15 protein-coding genes are annotated in these 21,158 nt (G+C 60.8%); 11 read left to right on the top strand and 4 right to left on the bottom strand.

Features of this window, described 5'->3' with window-relative positions:
• Positions 1-42: 42 nt before the first annotated feature.
• From ABK249_RS27660 to ABK249_RS27645, 4 genes are all read left to right on the top strand, one after another.
• Positions 43-1,716 carry a peptide ABC transporter substrate-binding protein gene (locus ABK249_RS27660; protein ID WP_348864645.1) on the top strand — a complete coding sequence of 558 codons (1,674 nt, stop codon included), beginning with the start codon at positions 43-45 and terminating at the stop codon, positions 1,714-1,716.
• Positions 1,717-1,832: 116 nt separating this feature from the next.
• Entirely contained in the window at positions 1,833-2,783 is a 951-nt protein-coding gene (locus ABK249_RS27655) for an ABC transporter permease (protein ID WP_037145373.1), read from the top strand.
• Between the two features lie 13 nt (positions 2,784-2,796).
• Positions 2,797-3,681 carry an ABC transporter permease gene (locus ABK249_RS27650; RefSeq protein ID WP_037145375.1) on the top strand — a complete coding sequence of 295 codons (885 nt, stop codon included), beginning with the start codon at positions 2,797-2,799 and terminating at the stop codon, positions 3,679-3,681.
• Between the two features lie 10 nt (positions 3,682-3,691).
• Entirely contained in the window at positions 3,692-5,017 is a 1,326-nt protein-coding gene (locus tag ABK249_RS27645; RefSeq protein WP_348864644.1) for an NAD(P)/FAD-dependent oxidoreductase, read from the top strand.
• A gap of 45 nt (positions 5,018-5,062) precedes the next feature.
• Here the strand turns inward: ABK249_RS27645 and ABK249_RS27640 are convergent, their stop codons facing one another.
• Positions 5,063-6,274 (bottom strand): anaerobic sulfatase maturase, encoded by a 1,212-nt coding sequence (locus ABK249_RS27640; protein ID WP_348864643.1) that lies wholly within the window; start codon positions 6,272-6,274, stop codon positions 5,063-5,065.
• 461 nt (positions 6,275-6,735) lie between these two features.
• Between ABK249_RS27640 and ABK249_RS27635 the strand changes: the two genes are divergently transcribed.
• Positions 6,736-7,689, top strand: a complete 954-nt coding sequence (locus tag ABK249_RS27635; RefSeq protein WP_227705760.1) for a formylglycine-generating enzyme family protein — start codon at positions 6,736-6,738, stop codon at positions 7,687-7,689.
• Positions 7,690-7,723: 34 nt separating this feature from the next.
• Here ABK249_RS27635 and ABK249_RS27630 read toward each other — a convergent pair whose 3' ends face one another.
• Both ABK249_RS27630 and ABK249_RS27625 read right to left on the bottom strand, forming a co-directional pair.
• A complete protein-coding gene (locus tag ABK249_RS27630) occupies positions 7,724-9,385 on the bottom strand; it encodes a glycoside hydrolase family 3 protein (RefSeq protein ID WP_227705761.1) in 1,662 nt (553 codons plus the stop codon).
• A gap of 52 nt (positions 9,386-9,437) precedes the next feature.
• Entirely contained in the window at positions 9,438-11,267 is a 1,830-nt protein-coding gene (locus ABK249_RS27625) for a sulfatase-like hydrolase/transferase (RefSeq protein ID WP_348864642.1), read from the bottom strand.
• 183 nt (positions 11,268-11,450) lie between these two features.
• On the opposite strand from ABK249_RS27625, the gene ABK249_RS27620 reads away from it, so the two are divergent.
• A complete protein-coding gene (locus tag ABK249_RS27620; protein WP_227705763.1) occupies positions 11,451-13,022 on the top strand; it encodes an ABC transporter substrate-binding protein in 1,572 nt (523 codons plus the stop codon).
• Between the two features lie 89 nt (positions 13,023-13,111).
• Here the strand turns inward: ABK249_RS27620 and ABK249_RS27615 are convergent, their stop codons facing one another.
• Positions 13,112-14,038: a LysR family transcriptional regulator gene (locus ABK249_RS27615; protein ID WP_348864641.1), complete on the bottom strand. Its 927-nt coding sequence runs from the start codon at positions 14,036-14,038 to the stop codon at positions 13,112-13,114.
• A gap of 204 nt (positions 14,039-14,242) precedes the next feature.
• On the opposite strand from ABK249_RS27615, the gene ABK249_RS27610 reads away from it, so the two are divergent.
• From ABK249_RS27610 to ABK249_RS27590, 5 genes are read left to right on the top strand one after another with little or no spacing between them, the layout of a single operon-like run.
• On the top strand, positions 14,243-15,181 hold the full coding sequence (locus ABK249_RS27610; protein ID WP_348864640.1) for an ABC transporter permease: 939 nt from the start codon (positions 14,243-14,245) through the stop codon (positions 15,179-15,181).
• The gene (locus ABK249_RS27605; protein WP_348864639.1) at positions 15,181-16,947 is read left to right on the top strand and encodes a dipeptide/oligopeptide/nickel ABC transporter permease/ATP-binding protein; all 1,767 of its coding nucleotides are present in this window, start codon (positions 15,181-15,183) and stop codon (positions 16,945-16,947) included. The genes ABK249_RS27610 and ABK249_RS27605 overlap by 1 nt, the downstream gene beginning before the upstream one ends.
• Positions 16,944-17,759: an ATP-binding cassette domain-containing protein gene (locus tag ABK249_RS27600; RefSeq protein ID WP_348864638.1), complete on the top strand. Its 816-nt coding sequence runs from the start codon at positions 16,944-16,946 to the stop codon at positions 17,757-17,759. Before ABK249_RS27605 ends, ABK249_RS27600 begins: the two co-directional genes overlap by 4 nt.
• Positions 17,760-17,762: 3 nt before the next feature.
• Positions 17,763-19,544: a sulfatase gene (locus ABK249_RS27595; protein WP_348864637.1), complete on the top strand. Its 1,782-nt coding sequence runs from the start codon at positions 17,763-17,765 to the stop codon at positions 19,542-19,544.
• Between the two features lie 26 nt (positions 19,545-19,570).
• On the top strand, positions 19,571-21,115 hold the full coding sequence (locus ABK249_RS27590) for a sulfatase family protein (RefSeq protein ID WP_348864636.1): 1,545 nt from the start codon (positions 19,571-19,573) through the stop codon (positions 21,113-21,115).
• Positions 21,116-21,158: the final 43 nt, after the last annotated feature.

The raw sequence follows: 21,158 nt of genomic DNA, 5'->3' as shown, positions 1-21,158 counted from the left end.
GTCAGATAAGCAGTTCCAGAAAATCAACAAAGGGGTACAGCTATGTCAGACAAGGAAGTTACAGTTTTTACGCATCCCACCCGGCGGCAGGCACTGACGCTGATGATGGCGGCAGGTTCTGCAGGTCTTTTCATGCCGAACATCCTCGGCAAGGGCGAGGCTCAAGCCGCTCCGCCCGCCAAGCCGACCGGCAAAGTCATCATCGGCTTTTCGCAGGAGCCGACCGTATTCAATCCCCATATGCCGCATATCGAGGTGGATGAAGGCGTCTCGTTCTCGATCTTCGATCCTCTTTTCGGCATCGGGCCGGACGGCAGCTTCTATCCGGCGCTTGCCAGGGAAGTGCCGAGCGTCGAGAACGGCGGCATTTCGGCTGATGGACTCACCTGGAAGATCAAGCTGCGGGACGATGTGAAGTGGCATGACGGCAAACCCTTCACAGCCGAAGACGTAAAGTTTACGCTGGAGCTGCTTGTCGATCCGAATTTCCGCAGTTGGCGCAAGACCGGTCATGAGCATGTGCGCGAACTGACCGTCGTTTCCCCGACAGAAATCACCTGGAAAATGGCGGCGGCCTTCGCACCCTATGCCTCGATTCTCGCCGCCACCTTCATCGTGCCAAAGCACGCCTTCGATGGTGTGGCCGACAAGAACACGGCTCCGTTCAACAATGCGCCGATCGGAACGGGCGCCTTCAAGTGGGTGAACCGCGTTGCCGGCGACCATATCGAGCTTGAAGCGAACGCAGACTATTTCGGCGACGGTCCCTATTTGGAGCGGGTCATCTACAAATACATCCCGGATCTGACGGTGCTCTACACCCAGTTCAAGACCGGCGACATCGATGTCATCGGCCTCCAGTATATTACCCCCGATCATTATGACGAAGCCAAGGGCCTCGATGGCAAGAAAGTCGACGTCGTGCCGATGGCGACCGTCGAATCCTTTTCATTCAACATGGAAAAGCCGCAATTCAAGGACCCGGCGGTGCGCAAAGCGCTCTATGCGGCCATCGACAAGCAGACGATCATCGATGCGCTTTATTACGGCCTGCCCACTCCGACCGAAAGCTACATGCCGCAGCAGTCCTTCTATTACAATCCGGACCTGCCGAAGCATGAATACAACATGGAGACCGCGGAGAAGCTGCTGGACGACGCGGGTTGGGAGCTCGGCTCCGACGGCATACGGGCGAAGGACGGGATAAAGCTCTCGTTCACCAACTCCACGACGGCCGGCAATCATATCCGGGAACAGGTGCAGCAATATCTCCAGCAGTCCTTCAAGGAATTGGGCATCGAGATGAAGATCTCCAACCTGCCGCCGGCCGTCATGTGGGGTGATTATTGGATGATGTCGCAGTTCGACTCCGTCGTCGTCGGCATCAACTTCCTGACCGGCGCGGATCCGGATACGTCGGATTACATGAAATCCACGTCTTCCGCCGCAAAGGGAGGAGCAGGACAGAACACGTGGCAATATGCCAATCCCACCGTGGACAAGCTGCTTGAGGAAGGCGGTACGATTTTCGTGCCCGAGGAACGGAAGAAGATCTATTTCAAGATCCAGGAAACGGTCCGGAACGACCTGCCGCTTCTGCCGCTCTTCCAATACGCCACTGTTCGCGGTCACAAGGAAGGCGTCGACGGCGTGGAACCTAACATCAACGTGCGCATCGACAGTTGGAACGTCGCAAGCTGGTATTGGGCGTCATAACTCGTCGTCTGGAGGACCCGGGATCGGTCGGGTCCTCTCGTATTCCGTCCAACCAGGTCCGGAATGAGCGGCACGCATGTGCCCCGGATGCCGGCCCGGTACAATCGGAGACCGCCATGTTTCACTATCTCCTCGGCAGGCTCTGGCAAAGCCTTGTCCTGCTCGTCATCGTCTCGATGATCGGCTTTGCCGTCCTCAATCTCGCTCCGGGCGGACCGCTGTCTCAATATGCGCTGACACCCGGCATGACGCAGGAAGCGCTTAACCGGCTGGCCGAACAGATGGGCCTCAACCGGCCTCTGCCCATCCAATATGCCGATTGGCTGTGGCACCTCGTGCAGGGAGATTGGGGTCGCTCCTATCGCGACAACCAGCCGGTACTGGATGTCATCGGACGGCATCTTTTTGCCACGCTGCTGCTGATGGGAACCTCGACCCTGATCTCGATCCTCGTCGGCACCTGGATCGGCATCAAGGGTGCGGTAAAACGATATTCGGTTTTCGATTATGCGGCGACGGTCGGTGCCATGGTGGCGCTGTCGATCCCGACCTTCTGGTTCGGCCTTGTTGCGATTTATGTCTTCTCGCTGTGGCTGAAGTGGCTGCCTGCCGGCAACATGTACACGATTGGCGACGGATCCTTCGGCGACTATGCGATCCACCTCATCATGCCGAGCCTGGTCCTCGCCTTCGTCAACGTGGCCGTCTGGGGGCGATACATGCGTACCGCGACGCTGGAGGTTATCAACCAGGATTTCGTCCGCACGGCGCGCGCCAAAGGGTTGCCGGAGCGAACGGTCCTGATGAAGCACGTGGTCGGCAATGCGCTCCTGCCGATGATTACACTTGCCGGTCTTCAACTGCCGAGCATCCTTGGTGGCGCCCTGGTCACCGAAACGGTCTTCACCTGGCCAGGCATGGGGCGGCTTTTCCTCGATAGCCTCGGCTACAACGATTATCCGGTGGTCATGGGACTTCTGATGTTCTCCGCCATGCTCGTGCTGGCCGGCAATCTGATTGCCGATCTGCTTGTTGCATTCGTCGATCCCCGCATTCGGCTCGGTTGAAAGGAGATCGCTCATGTCCGCTGTCGCTTCCCCTATCGCTGTGGAGCAAATTCACTGGTGGCAAAGCCGCACGCTGCGCCGTTTCATGCGCCATCGTCTCGCTCTCATCGGCGTGGCTATGATTGTCATCCTTACTTTCGCCTGTGTTTGCGGTCCCTGGCTGCTGCCCTATGATGAGCTTTATATCGACATCCGGGCCCGCTTCGCCTCGCCGATGACTGGAGCGCATATCTTCGGTACGGACCCGCTCGGTCGAGATATTGCGGCCCGCCTGTTCATGGCCGGGCGAATCTCTCTGCTCGTCGGTTTCTTCGCCATGCTGCTTTCCACCGCGATCGGTACGGTGATCGGCATCACTGCCGGCTATTATGGAGGGCGGCTGGGGGCGGCGTTGATGCGTTTCGTCGATGCGTTCCTGTCCTTTCCCTCGATCTTCCTTCTCCTGGTGCTCGCAGCCTTCATCAAGCCGAGCCCGTTCATGATCACCGTCATCATTGCGGTGACAAGCTGGATGGAGATTGCCCGTATCGTCGAGGCCGAGATCCGGTCGCTGCGGGAACGCGATTTCGTGATGGCCGCACGCATGCTCGGCCTCAGGGATACCAAGATCATGTTCCGGGAGCTTTTGCCGAACGCGATCGGTCCGATCATCGTCGCCGCCACTCTCACCGTCGCTCGCGCCATTCTGCTCGAAGCCTATGTGAGCTTCCTGGGTTATGGCATTCAGCCGCCGCTGCCGAGCTGGGGTAACATGCTAAACGGTGCCCAGCAGTATCTCGACCGGGCACCCTGGCTCGCCATCGTGCCGGGTGTGGCGATCACGCTTGCGGTCACCAGCTTCAACTTCATCGGTGACGGGCTGCGCGACGCACTCGACGCCCGTAGCGATATCGATTGAGGAGAGGCAGATGGCGTGCTTTTCACCCTTCGAGGCGTCGCTCTGGTATGCGACCGCCGTTCCTGCTCCCGAGACGCCGGAGCTCGTGGGCACGGTAAGGACTGACATAGCCGTCGTCGGCGGCGGCTATACGGGGCTTACGACGACGCTGGAGCTTGCTCGCGCCGGGGTGAAGGTCGCGCTCATCGAGGCGCGGGAGACGGGCTTCGGCGGATCCGGCCGCAATGCCGGCCATTGCACCCCGACCTTTACGCATTATAGCCTGCCGGAACTCCGGGCAATGCTCGGAAAGCCCTGGGCGGATCGCCTCATCGAGCGCCAGACACGGGCAAACGACCGTGTCTCGGCGATGATCCGCGACTACCAGATCGACTGCGAATGGGTGCAGAACGGCTACGTGATGGCCGCCGCCAATCCCGGGGCGCTTTCGAAGCTTCGGGCCAAGGTCGATACATATAATGCAGTCGGTGCCAGGACCCGTCTGATTGACAGAGGCGAGGTTGAGGCGATTACCGGCAGCCCGCGCTTTCACGGCGGATGGTTTCACCCGGAAGGGGGGCATCTCAACCCGCTTTCCTATGCACGCGGCCTGACGCGAGCGGCCATGTCCGAAGGAGTCCGGATCTTCACTCGCTCTCCGGTGACCGGCTGCGAGCGTCATGCCGGCGGCGGCTGGTCGGTGAAAACGGAGAAAGGAGAGGTCATTGCAGACAAAGTGCTTTTCACGACCGGCGCCTACACGGTTGGCGGCTGGCCGAAGCTCGACAGGACTTTCAAGATTCAGCGCGTCTTCGTAGCCGCCACGCAGCCGCTGTCCGGGGACGAGCGCCGGACGGTACTGCCGCAGAACACCACGATCCATGACGGGCGCGGCGACATCTATGTCTACAAGTACAATCGGGAGGGCCGCATCGTCGCCTCCATGTTCCCCATGGGCAGGCGCGGCAGCGACATGGCTTATACACGGCAGGTGATGACCGACCGGTTGAAATGGCTGCATCCGCAGATCCGCACCGACATTCGCTGGGAGTATTTCTGGTTCGGAGAATTGGACATGCAATACCGGACAGTTCCTCGTTTCTACAATCTCGCACCGGGTGTCGTGGCGCTCACCGGCCTTTCCGGGCGCGGCGTGCCGACCGGCTCCATGCTTGGCTCAGTCCTGTCGGAATGGGCTCTCGGCAAGCCGGACGACGAACTGGCGCTGAAGTTGGAACCGCTCTCGGCGGCGCCTTTCTACATGAGTTTCGCTCCGGCGATGACATTGCGTTACTACCGTTTCCGAGACAATCTCACGGCAAAACTTGCCGGCGCTCCATTGCCGCCGCATGCGTAAGGCTGCAGGCGAGGCAATATGCTCAAGGTGTCCCGTAGGCAGCTCCTACATGTCCGGGCGGACGGCCAGGCTGTCAAGCAGGTCCATGATACGGGCAGGCGGCTGACCCCGACGCAGAAGCTCAGCCATCATTCCAAAATAGGGAGCGGCATGTTCGAAGAACGTGCGATTGGACCGGCAGAAATAATTGACGCGTTCAGTCTCGTCTCCAATTGCCGGCAGGAAGCGGTGCTTTGGGCAACCGCCATGACAGGCAAACCGCCATCGGCACTCCTTGCACATCCCGGGCAGCCCGCTCCGCTTGTCCAGGCCGAACTGCAACTGTTGCGGCAGGGCGGCCAGGTCGGCTATCGGCGTATCCTTGATGTTGCCCAGTCGATATTGAGGATAGACGTAGTGGTCGCAGGCATAGAGGTCGCCATTGTGTTCGAGCGCAAGACCGGTACCGCAGGTTTCCGCGAACACGCATAGCGAGGCCGGCTGTCCCATCCATACACCGAGCTGCAGATCGAATAGCTGGACAAAGATCTTGCCGACGTCGTGGCGGACCCACTCATCGAAAATGCTACAGAGAAACCGACCGTAGTCTTCCGGCGTGACGCTCCAGGGGGTCACCATGTTTCCTTCATCCCCGGGGTGCGGTGGAGGTGCGAGGTGGCCTTTCGGATCAACGCGCTCGACCAGAGGAATGAATTGTATGAAATCGACGCCAAGTTCACGGAGATAGCGGTAGACATCCAAAGGGCAGGCCGCGTTGTGCTTGTTGACGACGCATAGAATATTGGTTTCCACCTTGTGGCGATTGAGCAGTTCCCACGCGTTCAGGACGCGCGCCGAGCTCGGCAAATCCCGCCTGTCGCGCCTGTAGTGGTCGTGAAGGTGAGGGGGGCCATCAAGACTCAAGCCAACCAGGACCCCTTCCTGACCCAGGAATTGCCCCCAATCCTCATCCAGCAGAGTTCCATTCGTCTGCAGGGCGTTCGCGATGGTTCGGCCGGGAGGGCAGTGTTTCCTTTGCAGCGCAACGATGGTCCTGAAGTAGTCCAGCCCGAGAAGGGTCGGCTCTCCGCCTTGCCAGGCGAACCATATCTCCTTTTGTCCGATGCTGCTTTGGCTGGCAATGTAGTCACGGATGAAGGTTTCCAGAATATCCGGCGGCATCCGAAACCGGCGTTCGCCGGGGTATAGGGCTTCCTTCTCCAGGTAATAGCAATAGGTGCAATCGAGGTTGCATTTGGGGCCGATGGGTTTGGCCATGACGTGAAATGCATGAGACATCGCGGGGCCTCGAGGATTAGGAGAGTTCCAGCTAGGGTTCCTCGCGAGGCCGGCCGGACTATCCGCCTATATCGAACGAGCCGTTTTTCGTCCTTGTCATTGCGCAAGTCCGAGCGAAATTTGGAATGCGCGATTCCCTCCATTGGAGATATTCCCCTGGCTTTTCACGTTGCGGGCGTTCATTTCAATGGACCGGGATAGGCTGGGGCGGCCTGCCTTTCCTGCAGACCTTGTGCAATGCCCACGATGGGATAAACGTGTTCTGCATCGAACCTGCGACCCATGATCGCCTGCCGCGGAAGGAGTTGCGTGAGACGAAAATCCTGGCGTCAACGCCACGCGGCGGCTCGCACATGTTCCATCTCGAAATGCTTTACCACCGCGGCAGGTAGTTTACTGAAAGTGCAGTTCGCCGGGATGGAAAAGTTCGGGAAGATACAATGAACGGATGCTGTTCGGCTGTCAGCCGAAACAATGGAAACGAAGGATCGGGCGAAGCTGCGAAGATTTCGTCGCGGGGCAAGGCGGGCGAGGTGATCGCAGTCAAGGGCGGCGAGACCTTCGTCGGTACCAACGACCCGGTCATCGCCGTCGACGGCGAGGGGCCGGAACGCAGGGTCACCGTCAACGATTTCTTTCTCGAGGCCGAAACCGTCACCGTCGCGCGTTTTGCCGAATTCGTTGAGGCAACTGGCTACGTCACCGAAGCGGAGAAATTCGGCTGTGCCGCGGTGTTCATGGGATTGCTGAACGATCGGGAACTTGCAGCCAATAATGTCGCGGGCACGCCGTGGTGGGGGCGGGTGGACGGGGCGATCTGGAAGGCTCCGGAAGGGCCGGGCAGTTCGATCGAGGACAGGATGGATCACCCGGTGACGCAAGTGTCGTGGAATGACGCCATGGCGTTTGCGTACTGGGTCGGCGGTCGCCTTCCCACGGAAGCGGAATGGGAACATGCGGCAAGGGGTGGCAATCGTCGCCGCCGTTATCCCTGGGGCGACGAAGAGCCGACGGACGCGAAGGTCTTCTGCAATATCTGGCAAGGCCGGTTTCCGCACCAGAACACGCTGGCGGATGGATTTTTCGGCACCGCGCCGGCGCGCAGCTTCACACCGACCGGGGACGGCTTCTACAATCTCGCCGGCAATATCTGGGAATGGACGAGCGATCCGTTCCGAGTGCGCTCGCTCACGCGCCAGGCGAAAATTCGCAATGAACAGGCGAAAAAGAGTGCCGACAAGCTGCTCAAGGGCGGTTCGTTTCTGTGCCACAAGAGCTACTGCTATCGATACAGGATTGCCGCCCGCATGGGCCTGTCACCCGACAGCGCGTCCAGCAATACCGGCTTCCGCATCGCCTATGATGTTCGGCCCGGCGAGCGTCGAGCAGGCTGATATCGCGGCAATCCCGCCGGGCGGTCGCACCCGCCTAGAACCTGGCATCCGGAGCGCCAGAAAAGGGATCGATGGGATTCTTCCGGTTCCACGGGCGCCTGCCCATGAGCGCCTCAAGCACGGCCTTCTGCATCGCCTCGTGGGTCGAGTAGGCGTTGATATAGGTCGGCACCCTTGGGGCGTCGTAGAGGTAGTAGGGGAAGCCGAAGGAGATCATCACCGTCGGCAGCCGTGTCCAGGGCCGCTTCATGGCCGCCCGGAAATCGCCGTGGAGCGAAAGCCAGTCGAGGAAGATGCGCCCGCGCGTCAGAAGCGTCTCCTCGCCGAAGAGATAGAGCACAAGATCCTGCCCTTCCGCATCGAGGGGTGTGCCGTACCGATGGAGGGTGACCTCGAACCCCTCGCTTGCCAGCATCTCCGGCAGCTTGAAGTCCAGCCGGGCGTTCTGCATCGGTTCGACGATCCCGCCGGATACCACGAGGATGCGCCGGTGTTTCGCGAGGTCCAGCGGCAGGGTGCCGGTGCGGTCCTTCACCAGTGTCGGGGCGCGGGCGAAAGCGTCTTCCGCCAGTTTTTGCGCGGCCGCGTCGCCGACATGGGGCGGTATCTCGACGCTTCGGTGTAGCCCGAGCGAGGCCTTGAGCGCCAGGACCCGGGTCACCGCGTTGGCAAAGCGCTCGGCGGTGATGCGTCCGGAATGGACGGCGTCGCGCACGGCGGCGATTTCCGTTTCCGGATCGGAGGAAAAGAGCACCATGTCGCAGCCCCCCGCGATGATCTCGATCTTGGCCTCACATGGCGGCATGACGCCTGACAAGCCCGCCATCTCGCTTGCATCCGAGACGATGAGGCCGTTGAAGCCAAGTTCGCCGCGAAGCAGGTCGAGATTGAGCGCCGCCGAAATCGAAGCCGGCAGATAGGCTTCTTCTCCGGCGTCGGGATCGCGTTCGAGGATATAAGCCGGCAATGCGATGTGGGCCGACATGACAGACTTCACGCCTTGGTCGATGGCAGCCTTGTAGAGCGTTCCGAAGGTTGCGCGCCAGTCTTCCATCGACAGCGGATTGATCGTCGTGACGAGATGCTGGTCGCGCTCGTCATATCCTTCGCCCGGCCAGTGCTTGACTGTTGCGGCAAGGCCAAGCCGTTGAAAAACACGCATCTGCGCCAGCGCGTGGCGCTCGATGAGTGCCGGGTCGGAGCCGTATCCGCGGGTCGCGACGATCGGGCTGCGGAAGGCCGCATTGATGTCGAGGACCGGGGTGAAGGACCAGTTGATACCCACGGAGCGGGCTTCGCGCGCCATGAGGTCGGAGATCGCTTCGGTGAGCGGTACATCGTCCACCGCGGCGAGTGCGAGCGGATTGGGAACGGGCGTTCCGAAGGAGAGGCTCATGCGGGAGCCTTCGAGATCGGCGGATACCAGAAGCGGGATATCGGCCTCCGCCTGAATGGCGGCCATATGCTCGCGTTCCGCCTTGCCGTCAGAGCCGAAGAAGCGGGTGATGCCGCCCGGCTTCAGGTGCCGAAGGCGGGCGATTTCCGTCTGACGGTCATCGCCCTTGGAGTTCAGGTTGAAAAGCTGTGCGGCACGGGACGTTTCATCGAGGGCCTGAAACGTGCGTTCCACCCAGGCAAGCGCTTCGCGATCGAGATTGAAGGGGGCTTTCGTCAGGTGATCCAAGGTGAGCGTCATGGCTATATCCAATCATACGAAAAGCAACGCATCTTACAGGACTTCATTGCGACTATTGCCGGGTCGTGCCGGCCTTCTGCTTGCCCATCTGCCCCTCGGCATCGAGCTTGCTCCAGTCGAAGATCGTGTTGGTCGGCCTATAGGTGCCGTCCAGCCGCTGGGCCAGATAATCGGAGGATTGGCGCAGATAGGTATCCTCGTCATCATGCAGCGCACGCACGTCGGCGAGCGAGATGTCGGGGAATGGCGGCAACCAGGTCAACGCGTCGAGGGCCTGCAGCTTGATGCGCGGGTCTGGTTCCGTGCGGAGAATCCGCGTTATTTCGCTCACCCAATGACGGGCGTCCCCTGCATGACCGAGCGCTTCGGCCAGCGGAATGCGGACCTGTGGGGCCGGTTCCTTCGCATAGGCGGCCGCAAGGCCTTCGGATAGAGACTGCCCCGAGGAAGAAAGCATGAGCAGCCCCTTGGCGGCCCAATGGCGCATGACCGGTGAGGGGTGAGACAGCCTGCTCAAAAGGGTCGGCGCATTCTTCCCATTTCGGGCAGCGGCGGCAAGCGCAAGGTCCATGATCTCCGGGAGCGGGTAGAGCGTTTCGTTCCGGCTCGCTTCCCAGGTTTCCACCGGGCTGTGCTCGGGAATGAAGCCGGTATCGCGTATTGCGAGCATATGCTCGTCCAGCGCCGCGCGATGTTCATCGATCAGGTTCTCGTATGCCGCATCGTCGATCAGGTTGACCGTGGCGTCGGGATCGCATTGAAGGTCGTAGAACTCTTCCGCCGGCTTCTGGCGCCAGAACTGTTCTTGCGCAGGGTTGAGCATGCCGCCCAGATGCACCGCCTCATAGTCCTGATAATGCACGCCGAGCCACTCGAAGGCGACATATTGCCCGAGCATGCGGTGCGGCATGTAATTGCGGATATAGCGGTACTGCTCCGAACGGACCGTGCGGCTGAGATCGTAACGTTCGCCCATCCGGTCGCGGCCACCGAAGACATATTGGCGCGGCACGGCCTGCGGCCCCAGCAGCGGCGTGCCGTGCAGTCCTTGCGGACTATCGAGGCCGGCAATGACAAGGAAGCTCGGGAAGAGGTCCACGAGCGATACCGGGGCACTGACATGCGTTCCGGCGACATGCGGCATGAGGTGGCGCCATCTGGGCGGGACCCGGATGATCAGGGGTACGCGCAATCCCTCGTCATAAAGATAGCGCTTGGAGCGCGGCAGCGCCGAGCCGTGGTCCGAGAAATAGAAGACGATGGTGTCGTCGGCGAGGCCATCGGCCTCCAGGTCGGCCAGATGCTGGCCCAGTTCGGCATCCATGCGCGCAATGGCATTATACTGCCGCGCCAGGCTCTGCCGCATGCCGGGCGTGTCGGGCAGATAGGATGGCAGGGTGACATCCTCGGGGCGTACGGTGCCGGGCTGCTCCTTGAAGGTGCAGGATTCATGCGTCGTCATGCAGTTGAAGACGGCGAGGAAGGGCTTGTCGTCGGGACGGTTGCGCCAATGAGCTGACCTGCTGGATTCGTCCCAGATTTCCGCCGGATCGACATCGCAGTTATAGTGGGTCTTGGCGTTGTTGGTGCAATAATAGCCGGCCTTCCGCATCTCGGCAGGGTAGGTCAGGAACTCGTTCGGGAGGTGGGCCAGCGCCTGCATATGCTGTGCTCTGGGGCAGCTTTCAGCGTAGCGACCGGTCAGAATGGCAAAGCGCGAAGGTGCGCAGACCGGCGAGGTGCAGTTGGCCGTTTCATAGACGACCCCGTCGCTTGCCAGCCGGTCAAGATTGGGCGTGTGTGCCAGCGTGTCGCCATAGGCACCAAGCCGGGGCGGGCAGTCTTCGCTCACGATACACAATATGTTCGGCCGATCGCCCATGCCTCTTCCTCCCGCTTGTCTATGGCTATCTCGATATCATCGCCAAAGCGTGGAGAGGACTGACAAAACACCCGCGAGCGATAAGCGCAATGCATAAGCCGCGGCAAAGCGACATATGAGTTTGATCTATCACTCAAGCTGTTCTTTGCATTTCTCGTTAATCCTGCCGGATGGTAAGCGAAGATGGGAAAGCCGGTCGCGAGGCTGATGGAGGTCGCAACCGAGCAGGACGCCAAGGGAGGAAAAATGCGTAACATCGTGTTCGCGGCGGCTGTCGCGGCAATGGGTTCGGTTGCATCGGCACCGTCGGTCATGGCGCAGGTCGCAAACGACGACCAGACGCTGGCCATCGCAGCCATACTGGACAATAACAGCTTCGATCGCGCGCAGCTGATGATCGCCAATCAGATGCAGTTCTGGCAGCCCGTGCTCGACACGCTTCTGGTCATGCAGCCCGATGGCAAGGTCGTGCCTAACCTCGCTACCGCCTGGTCCTATAATGACGACCACAGCGTGTTGACGCTCACGCTGCGCGAAGGGGTGAGCTTTACGGATGGAACGCCTTTCGACGGCAACGCGGTCAAGGCCAATCTCGACTATCTCAAGAAGGGTGCCGGCCAGAACGGCTTCATGGCCGCATTGATCTCCGAGGTGGAAGTGGTTTCGCCGACCGAAGTGCGCCTGCATCTCAGCGAGCCCGATCCCAGCTTGATCGACAATCTGACTGTGGTCGGCGGCGCGATTGCCTCACCAGCCACTCTCGGCTCCAAGGACTTTGCGAACAACCCGATCGGTTCAGGTCCTTACATCTACGATGTCTCGGCTTCCGTCCCCGGCCGCCAATATGTCTATAACCGCAATTCGAATTATTGGAACAAGGGCGCGTTCCCCTTCGAGCGCGTCACCATCACGCCGATCAACGATCAGGTTGCGCGTCTCAATGCCCTCAAGTCGGGTCAGGTCGACGCGGGCTTGGGAGAAGCGCGCACGGTCGCGGATGCCGAGGCCAACGGTCTCGTCGTGCAGCGCAACGACGTCAACTGGCTGGGCTTCATCATTGCCGACCGCGAAGGCAAGATTACGCCGGCGCTTGCCGACGTGCGCGTCCGCAAGGCGCTCAACATGGCCTTCGACAAGGCCTCGATCCTCAAATTCGTCGAACTGGGCTTCGGTCGCCTGAGCGATCAGATTTTTCCTACCGGCAGCAGCGCCTATGTCCCGGAACTCGACAAGGTCTATTCATTCGATCCGAAGGCCGCCCGCGCCCTCCTCGAAGAAGCCGGATACGGCAAGGGCTTCACCCTGGTTTTGCCGGAGCTTGCCAGTTTCGCGAGTTTCAATCCCATCGTCGAAAAACAGCTCAAGGATATCGGCATAACGGTGCAATGGGAGAAGATTGCTCCCAACGCAACCATCCCCGAGCTGCGGTCCGGCCGTTTTCCAGCTTACGTTTTCCAGTTCGGCTATCAGGGGACCTGGGCGGAGTACCAGAAATTCGGCTATCCGCATTCCGCCTGGAATACGTCCAAAGTTGCCGATCCGCAGTTCCTCAAGATGCTCGATGCGACGCAGCACGCGATCGGCGACGAGCAGATTAAGGGTTACCGGGATCTCAACCGCTATATGGTGGAAAACGCCTTCTTTGCCCCGTGGTATCGGCGCGACACCATTTATCTGACGAACAAGCAGACTGCCGTGAAGTTGCATCCCACCAACGCTGTGCCACACATACGCGATTTCTCGAAGGCGGAATAGACAACCCTCCCAGGCAAATACGCCTTCGATAGTGGGCAGTCGGCAGCGACTGCCCATTTTCGTCTAGCGCCGGCAGCGAACATTCCGTGTCATACCTCGTTATCGAGGCCAAATCTGGTTCTGCACAGCTCGACCAGTGCTTTCATCGGCTCCCAATCCTGCAGCTCTGTACGGAAGATCATGCCGATCTCGGCCGTGTTCCGTTTCAAGGGCAAGGGAACGGGAACGATGCGCGGCGCGGCAACGGCATGCACCGACAATTCCGGAAGCACGCAAAGGCAATCGCTTTGCTGCAGGATCGTAAGCACTGAAAGCAGGTTCTGGCACACAAAGCGGATATCCGGCGAACCGCCGAGATGTTCGGCTATCGTATGCTGCGTGATCTCGCGGTAGGCCGGTAGCTCGGAGTAGACAATCCACGGGTACTCAAGAAGATCGGAAGCCGCAATGCCGCCATCCTGCCGGCGCGTGGCGAACAGGGGATGATCCTCCCGCGCCATGACATGATTGGATACTTCCGTGAGCTTGATGCGGGCGAAGCGCTGGCTGGTTCCCCCGTCATTGAAGACGCCGCCGAAGGCAACATCCAGCCGCCCCTCATGCAGATCCTGCAGCGTCTTGCCGAAGGTCAGGGTCGTGAATTCGATCAGAAGACGGGGGAAGCGCTTCTGCAACTGGCTGAGCACGCCCGACAGAACGCCTGAGCGCCACACCGGTCCGCCACCTATCCGCATCACGCCCTTTTCGTCCATCGCTTCCGCGCGCAATTCGTGCTCGGCGATTTCCCAGTAGCGCTCGATACGGCTGGAAACGGACAAAACCCGCTCGCCGAAAGCTGTCGCCTTCACCCCACGTGCATGCCGCTCCACCAGCCGCTGCCCAAAATAGCTCTCCAGCTGCGCGAGCGAGCGGGAAAGCGCCGGCTGGGTGATGTTCAGCTTTTCCGAGGCGCGTCGAAGGCTGCCTTCCTGAAGGATCGTGCGAAGACGGAAGAGATGGGTGATCTGGTCGAGCATGAAGGATATGCGCCTGCGTTATCACTGCTGATGCTTTTTGCATTATCGATGCATCGGTTCAACTGTTATCAATTCCTGCAAAAGACGCCCGATAAGAAATTCGCAGGGCAGGAATGTGAGGAGGAGACCGACAATGAGATTCGCTCGAATGCAGCATCCGCCCGGACGGGCGGTGCACCGCTCCCGGAAAGGGAGCTGATCGCAATGCTGAAGTATGTCTCAAAGCGCATCCTCTCGAGTCTTGTTCTTCTTGTGCTGGTAACGACGCTGACGTTCGTGATGGTGTTCGGTGGAGCCGACAATGTGGCCCAGAACATCCTGGGGGAGAACGCCACCGACGCACAGATCGCCGCACTTGAGGCTAAGCTCGGGATCGACCGGCCGCTTTACGAGCAGTACGGCGACTGGGTAGCCAATGCCGTCCAGGGCGATCTGGGCCAGTCCTGGACAATGGGAGAGAGCGTCTCCCGGATCGTCTCGGGGCGGCTGACGGTGACCTTGTCCATGGTGACCGTGGCCGTCATCACGATTGGCATCATCTCCTCACTTCTCGGCATTACCGCTGCCGTGAAAGGCGGCTGGGCAGATCGGTTGATCCAGGTTCTCAGTGTCATCGGCTTCTCGCTACCGAATTTCTGGCTCGGTCTCATCCTGGTCGTGGTTTTCGCGCTCAATCTCCGCTGGTTTCCGGCGACGGGCTATGTGGATTTTTCGACGTCTCCCATCGGCTGGGCCGCAGCACTCACCCTGCCTGTTGCGGCGCTGGTGCTTTCCGGCATCGCCTCTGCTTCCCAGCAGGTGCGAGGCGCCATGATCGATGCGCTGCGCCAGGATTATGTCCGCACCCTGAGGGCCGGCGGCATCAGGCCGTCATCGGTGCTGTTCCGCCATGCGCTGCGTAACGCCATGCCGGCGGCACTCACCGTGCTCTCCGTTCAGTTCATCGCCCTTCTGGGCGGCGCGGCCATCATCGAACGGGTCTTCGCCATTCCGGGCCTCGGGTCCGTCACAGTCCAGGCAGCGCTTTCCGGGGATGTTCCGGTGCTGATGGGCGTGGTGGTCACCATGATCATTCTCGTTGTGTTCGTAAACATCGCCATCGACCTCGCCAATGCCTGCGTCAATCCGAAGGTGAGGCTCTGATGACGTCTGCAACTCAACAACAATCCCCGGCGCCGCTCGCCGCCCGCGCCGGCCTGTTGCGCTCAGTGCTGATCAATCCGCTCGGGCTCGTCGCGACGATCCTTCTGTCCATCGTCGTTATCACCGCCATCTTCGCACCGCTGATCGCGCCTTTCGCGCCCGACGACCTGCAGATCTTCAAGGTCAACGCGGCGCCGGGAGACGGCTATCTCCTGGGGGGCGACGGATCGGGGCGCGATATCTTCAGCCGTCTCGTCTATGGGGCACGCAATACCCTGATAGGCGCGCTCATCGCGGTCACAGTGGCGGCCTTCGTGGGCGTGACGGCCGGCCTGTTCGCCGGCTATTTCGGTGGGCGGCGCGAGGTCGTCATGAGCTGGATCTCGGACGGCCTCATGTCCCTTCCGGCGCTCATCGTCCTGCTCGCCTTCTATCAATCGCTCGGCTCGTCCATCGAGATTTCCATGCTGATCTTCGGCGTCATGCTGGCGCCGGGCTTCTATCGATTGACACGAAATCTGGTGAATGGCGTCAAGCACGAGCTCTATGTCGATGCGGCGCGCGTTTCGGGTCTCTCGGACCTGCGCATCATCGTCCGGCACATCCTTCTGGTCATTCGCGCGCCGGTCATCATTCAGGTTTCGGTCGTCGCAGGCATCTCGATCGTCATCCAGTCGGGTCTGCAATTCCTCGGTTTGGGCGATACGTCCATTCCGACCTGGGGCGGCATGCTGCAGGACGCATTCGCCAACATGTTCGTGGTGCCGACCGCGATCTTATGGCCGGGTCTCGCCATTTCGGTGACCGTGGCCTCGCTTGTGCTCCTTGCCAATGCCATCCGCGACCGGCTGCAGCAGGGCAACCGGCCTGCGGCCATTGCCGGTCTGCCGGAAGCAATTGCCAAACCGGCAGCCGGAGCCGCACCGACCGATAAGGATGCGCTGCTCGACGTGCGCGATCTGGTCGTCGGCTATCCCGACAAGTCCGGCTGGACGGAAGTCGTCAAGGGCGTGTCGCTGACGCTGCGGCGCGGCGAAGTGCTTGGCCTGGTTGGGGAAAGCGGCTCGGGCAAGACACAGACGGCTTTTGCTGTGCTGGGATTGCTTTCCACCGGTGGCCGCATCCTCTCCGGCTCGATCTGGTTCGATGGCCGCGACATCGCGAACCTGCCCGAAGAGGAGATGCGCAAGCTGCGCGGCAAGCGCATCGCCTACGTGCCTCAGGAACCGATGAGCAATCTCGATCCGGCCTTCCGGATCGGCTATCAGCTGACCGAACCCATGGTCACGGTGCTCGGTATTTCCAGAGCCGAAGCCAGGGAAAGAGCGCTCAAGCTGCTGGCGCGCGTCGGCATGCCCAACCCTTTGCGCACCTTTAACGCCTATCCGCACCAGATCTCAGGCGGCATGGCGCAACGTGTGCTCATCGCCCGCGCCATCTCCTGCAATCCGGACCTGCTCATCGCCGACGAACCGACCACGGCCCTGGACGTCACGGTGCAGGCGGAAGTGCTGGACCTGCTGCGCGATCTCCAGGCGGAGATGAACATGTCGGTGATCCTGGTCACCCACAATTTCGGGGTCGTGGCCGACATCTGCCACCGGGTCTCCGTCATGAAGGACGGCAAAGTGGTGGAAACCAACGATGTCCGGCAGCTCTTTTCAGCGCCTCAGCACGACTACACGAAGATGCTGCTCGGCGCCGTCCTCGACGACGTGACGCCGCGTGTCTACCAGCCTCGTACCGGCAGGGGAGTTGCCGCATGACTGACGACGTTATTGTCGAATGCATCGATGTGAATACCCATTTCGGCGCGCTTCACGTCCTCAAGAACGTCAGCCTGACTGTGCGCGCCGGTGAAACGGTGGGTCTGGTCGGCGAGAGCGGATCCGGCAAGACCACCTTGGGCCGCGCTATTCTCGGCATCGGTCCGGTCAGTTCGGGGCGCATCCTGTTCGATGGGCAGGATATTGCCGGCGTGCCGCCGCGCGACCGCAAGGGCAATGCCGCCGCCATCCAGGCGGTATTCCAGGATCCGTATACCTCGCTCAATCCCTCGATGACCATCGAGGACATCTTGACCGAGCCGATCATCGCGCGCGGGCAGGCCGGCAAGGCCGAGGCCACCGCCAAGGTCCGCACCCTGCTCGACCAGGTGGCGTTGCCGAGCGATGCCGCTTTCCGCTATCCGCGCGAATTTTCCGGCGGGCAGCGGCAGCGCATCGCCATAGCCCGGGCCCTGGCGCTCTCGCCGCATCTCATCGTCTGCGACGAGCCGGTGTCTGCGCTCGACCTTTCCACGCAGGCGCGCGTCCTCGATCTCTTCATCGAGATTCAGGAGCGCACCGGCGTCGCCTATCTCTTCGTCAGCCATGACCTCGCGGTCGTCCGTCACATCTCTCACCGCGTCGCGGTGATGCGAGGCGGCGAAATCGTCGAATTCGGTGACTGCGATCAGGTCACCGCCAATCCACAGCACAATTATACCAGGCGGCTTCTGCTGGCCGCTCCCGTTGCGGATCCCGTCCGCCAGGCCGAACGACGTGCCGCGTTCCGCGCTCTGGCCATGGGAGCCTGATTCATGCGCGCCATCATCGTCATGTTCGACAGCCTTAACCGGCGCATGCTGCCGCCTTATGGCGATACGCAAACCCATGCCCCCAATTTCGTCCGGCTGGCGGCGCACACGGCCACCTTCGATCGCTGCTACGCCGGCTCCATGCCTTGCATGCCGGCACGGCGGGAACTGCATACCGGGCGGCATAACTTCCTGCACCGTTCCTGGGGACCGATCGAGCCCTTCGACGATTCCATGCCGGAAATCCTCGCCAAAAACGGCGTCTATACCCACCTCGTCACCGACCATCAGCATTACTGGGAAGACGGCGGCGCAACCTATCATACCCGTTATACCAGCCACGAATTCTTCCGCGGCCAGGAAGGCGATCTGTGGAAGGGCGTGGTCGCCGAAAATGACCGCAGGCGGCTGACCGACATCTTCCACCGCATGAGGAACCAGGACCGGATCAACCGGTCCTATCTGGCCGATGAGGCCGACCATTCACAGACCCGGACGTTTGATGCGGGGCTGGAATTCATCAACACCAATGCCAGGGCGGACAACTGGATGCTCCAGATCGAGACCTTCGATCCGCACGAGCCTTTCTTCAGTTACGAGCAATATCATCGCCTCTATCCCGAGGACGAAACCGGCGACAGCCCGACTGATTTCGATTGGCCGCCCTATGCACGGGTGACTGAGTCCCAAGCCACGGCGGATCATGCGCGCCGTCGTTACCTCGCCCTTCTTTCCATGTGCGACAGCAATCTCGGCCGGGTCCTCGACCTCATGGACGAGCACGACATGTGGAAGGATACGATGCTCATCGTCTGCACCGACCACGGCTACATGCTGGGGGAACGCGGCTGGTGGGGTAAATCCGTCATGCCCTGGTATAACGAAACCATCCATACCCCTTTCTTCGTCTGGGATCCGCACGTGGGTGTCGCCGGCGAGCGGCGGCAGGCGCTGGTCCAGACCATCGACATCGCGCCGACGTTGCTCGATTTCTTCGGCCTCCAGCCGACCAGGGACATGCTCGGCCGGCCTCTCCGCGAAACGGTCGCGAGCGATCGTCCGGTGCGCGAGGCGGGACTGTTCGGCAATTTCGGCGGCCATGTCAGCGTCACCGACGGGCGCCATGTCTATATGCGCGCCTGTGTCGATCCGGCCAACACGCCGCTCATGGAACACACGCTGATGCCCACCCATATGCGGTCGCGCTTCGAGCCGTCCGAGTTTGTTGAGGCCGAGATGATACCGGGTTTCTCCTTCACCAAGGGTGCACCCGTGATGCGCCTGCCCGGCTGGACCATGCGCGGCCCGGCTGATTACGGAACGCTGCTCTACGAGCTCGAAACCGACCCCGGTCAGACCACGCCGCTACAGGACCCAGCGCTGGAATTGCGCATGGCCCGCCTTCTCGTCCGGCTCATGCGCGACAACGAGGCGCCGTCCAGCCAGTTCGAACGTCTGGGGCTGCCGTCCGATGGCCCGGTGACGGAAGACCACCTTCTCGTGGAACGGCAATGGGCGCAGATCGAACTGGGCCAGAGGCGGGCGCCGACGGTGGCGGATTTCGCGCCTAATGCCTTGATTGCGACGGTTCCCGTCAACGTTCTGCTGGCGGAGGACAGCACGCGCGAGATCGTTGCCGACGCGCTTCCTGGCCTGCGTGGCGGTAAGGTCCCGCCCATCTTCGACGACAAGACGCTGCTCGAGATCGCCGGCATGGTGCCTCATCTCGACAAGGATCGCCTCGATGCGCTGGAGGCTTTGCTCCGGACGGCGGTCCCGGCTTGATTATCTCTAGATCCCAAGAGTTCAACATGCGTCCCAACATCATTTTCATCATGAGCGACGATCACGCCGCCCGCGCGATCTCGGCCTACGGCGCCGGCCTGAACCATACGCCCAACCTTGACCGTCTGGCCAGGGAAGGCATGCGCCACGACGCGGTCTATGTCACCAATTCCATCTGCACGCCCAGCCGTGCTGCCATCCTCACAGGCACCTACAACCATGTGAACTGCGTCACCACGCTCCATACGGAGATCGACAACCGTTTGCCAAATGTTGCCAAACACCTGCGGCGGGGCGGCTATCGCACCGGCATGTTCGGCAAGTGGCATATGGGGGAGGGGCCTGCACATAATCCGACCGGTTTCGACGATTGGGCCGTCGTACCGGGGCAGGGGGACTACTGGGACCCCAAGTTCATCTTCCCGGACGGCAAGCGTCGCATTCCCGGCTACGCCACCGACATCATCACCGATCTCAGCCTCAAATTCATCGAGGAATCAGAGAGACAACCCTTCTTCCTCATGTGCCACCACAAGGCGCCGCACCGCAATTTCGAGCCGCATCCGAAATACAACCATCTCTGGGCCGGCGAAGACATACCGCTGCCCGAAACCTTCAATGACGATTATTCCAACCGCGCGGCTGCGGCGGCCGCGGCCAAGATGCGCATTCGCTCGGACATGAACTATGAGGACCTCGGGCTGGTAACACCGCCCGGACCGGCTTCCAAAGTCGGTCCCTTGATGCTCGACTTCATTCCCTGGATGCGCAAGGTGCCGGATTTGCAGCCCGGCGAAACCATCACCGTCATCTGTGCCGAAACCGGCGAGAACTTTACCTTCAACGACCCGCAGAAATTCGCGGAATTCAAGTACCAGCGTTACATGAAACGGTATCTGCGCACGGTGCAGTCCATCGACGAAAATGTGGGACGCCTGCTCGATTACCTCGATGCGAAGGGCCTGGCGGAGAACACCATCGTCATCTACACGTCCGACCAGGGCTTTTTCCTCGGCGAGCATGGCTGGTTCGACAAGCGGTTCATGTATGAGGAATCGCTGCAGATGCCGTTTCTGACCCGGTATCCGGCAGCCATCAAGCCCGGCTCGACCAGCAAGGACATCGCCTGCAATGTGGATTTCGCCCCGACCTTCCTCGACTATGCAGGCCTTCCCATTCCCAGCTATATGCAGGGTCGCTCGATGCGACCGGTGCTGGAAAGCAGCACGCCCGGCGATTGGGAGCAACTGACCTACCATCGCTACTGGATGCATAATGACGATATCCACGAGGCCTGGGCGCATTATGGCGTGCGCGACGAGCGCTATAAGCTGATCTACTGGTACAACGACGACCTCGGTCAGCTTGGAGCGCGCCCCAATGGTGCACCGCCGGAATGGGAGCTTTTCGACTGCGAGAAGGACCCGCACGAACTGATCAATGTTGCCGACGACCCAGCCTATGCGGCAATTTTCAGGCACATGCTTGCCAAGCTCGATGCCAAGATGGCCGAGATTGGTGACGTGCCGGAGCACGATAGCGCCTTGGTGCTGAGAGAATTGGCGGCGTGACGGACATGGACGAAATGGCCGGGATTGTCGAAGATCTCATCGA

The organism is Neorhizobium phenanthreniclasticum (genome assembly GCF_040066075.1).
Lineage (GTDB): Bacteria > Pseudomonadota > Alphaproteobacteria > Rhizobiales > Rhizobiaceae > Neorhizobium > Neorhizobium petrolearium.
This window is presented reverse-complemented; position numbering and strand designations above follow the sequence as displayed.